Raw genomic sequence first — 2,096 nt, 5'->3', positions numbered from 1 at the left:
GGCAGCGGAAGAGAGAAGTAAGCAGGGTTGGATAGACTTGGCTTTAGGTGCAGTTACTATTGCAGTAGGTCTTGCGGCTATTGTAGCAACAGCAGGTGCTGCGACCCCTTTGGTTGTAGGTGCAGGCATTGTAGCAGGAACAGGTACAATCGCCTATGGTGCTTCCAATGTGGCAGAAGCAGGACAAGATATTTACCTAGGCTACAAAGGTGATGGTAAAACCTTAGCCATCAACCCTATCCGAGATACCCTCTTCATGGGAAATGACAAACTATACCATCAAGTGGGCGGTCTCTTTACTACTACTAGTGCCGTGATGATCCCCATCGGACAAACACAGAGTGTGACTAAAGGCCTCGCTGAGTTTGCGATAGGCGAGGTTGGAGGCTTTGTCGGAGGTAAGGTGGGTTATCATGGAATCAAACTTCTAGGAGGAAACGAAGCAGATGCCGAGCGCGCAACTTTTGTAGGTAATATCCTAGGAGGCTTTGCGGCATCGTCTGCGGCGAGTAAGTTTAGTTTGAATGAGGTAGAGGTACCTAATACACCAACTTATAATCGTGAACAAATTCTAAAGAATATTGAAGAAAGTCGGATTGCTAGAAAGTCATCAAAAATGGATGATTATCTTAGAAAAGAATATGAACTTCAAGGAAAATACTTTGCCGAAAGAATTGTTTGGAAAAATGGGAAATATGCTTATATCTCCAGTGATATCGATAAAGCAACTGGTCAGTTAACGCCAGTTAGATATCGCTCATATTTGAAGGCAGATGGTTCAATAGATTGGCCACTTTACAATGGCTTTACCCTCAAAGATGGGAAGCCCGTGATGCAATCAGCCGATTTAAAAGCTGGTAATATTATTGATCGATTTGGTGAATCAGGAGGTACATTTACAAGCCCGATTGAGAATGGAAAAATAACACCTTTTAATCAGAGAGGTTTGCCATACCCAGAGGGCTATCAAAGGTATTATCAGTATAAGGTAATCCAAGATATTAATTTAGAGAATGTTACCGCTGCTTATTCAAACTTATCTCAAATAGATAAAGTAGTTCTTGATAGATTGATGAAAGATTACAAATTCACATTGGCGGATATGGCTGATCCTCAAAAAGGGACAATTGATATTGTCTTTGGAGCAGGGGGAGGCACTCAAATTAAATTTGGGACATCGGTTAATTGGTATGAGAAAATGGGGTTAATAAAGGAGATAAAGTAAATGGAAATTTTAGAAGAACAGAAACAAAAATTGTTGGAAGAAATCCATAAACTTGGCTATGAGAGTTTGAGATATTCTATTTTTCCGGAAGAGAATCCAGGAGAGTGGGAGGTAGTGATTGAGTTTAACGAGAAACAACAGATATATTTTGTATACGGAACTATGGATAGAGGAAGTTACAATGGAAAACATGCCTACCCGACATTTGAAGAAGCAAAAACCGCGTTCATAGATTTTTTGGCAGATATTATCATAATAAATAAATATTATACAAAAGAAGGCATGCCCGTTAATTATCTTCACCCATTATGGTCTGATGATAATATTTATTAGAATCATCCTAGCAGAGTTTTCGCTCTGCTTTCCGCAATTATGGGATATAAAATCAAATTCGACAATATCACTTCTCTACAAACCAGAACACAAACGACCAATGGAACCCCGTTCGCGATACCATCTTCATGGGTAATGACGACCTCTACCATCAAGAATGAGGACTCTTTACAACCACCAGTGCCGTGATGATTCCCATTGGACAAACACAGAGTGTGACTAAAGGCTTCGCTGAGTTTGCGGATGAAGCTTTATCTGGAACAGTTCAAGGAGCTGTCAGCTCTTGTAATAACCTACGCTTCGCTTTTGGAAACGGATATTGCTTTGATTTCACAAACAGGTCAGGAACTGGTTCACACAGATAATGTTCTTGGACATGCTTTGTTTTCAGGATTAAATTAGGAGGGGATGATGGGCTATAAAATCAAATTCGACGATATCACCTCTCTCCAGATTAGCACCCAGACAACCATTGGTTCATGGGGTGAGTCTGTTTCTAGTCTGAACACAGCTATGTCAGGTTTCATCAACGACCCCA

3 protein-coding genes are annotated in these 2,096 nt (G+C 40.6%); all 3 read left to right on the top strand.

Features of this window, described 5'->3' with window-relative positions; all coding sequences use genetic code 11:
- On the top strand, window positions 1–1,225 hold a 1,225-nt coding region (locus tag J5566_RS10640; RefSeq protein WP_244229034.1), incomplete at its 5' end, for a glycohydrolase toxin TNT-related protein.
- A complete protein-coding gene (locus J5566_RS10395) occupies window positions 1,226–1,558 on the top strand; it encodes an Imm59 family immunity protein (protein ID WP_170243303.1) in 333 nt (110 codons plus the stop codon).
- Window positions 1,559–1,801: 243 nt separating this feature from the next.
- Complete coding sequence (locus J5566_RS10390) at window positions 1,802–1,960, top strand: hypothetical protein (protein WP_208563180.1); 159 nt, start codon at window positions 1,802–1,804, stop codon at window positions 1,958–1,960.
- Window positions 1,961–2,096: the final 136 nt, after the last annotated feature.

Source organism: Streptococcus suis, from assembly GCF_017601095.1.
Classification (GTDB): Bacteria; Bacillota; Bacilli; order Lactobacillales; family Streptococcaceae; genus Streptococcus; species Streptococcus suis_Z.
This window is presented reverse-complemented; position numbering and strand designations above follow the sequence as displayed.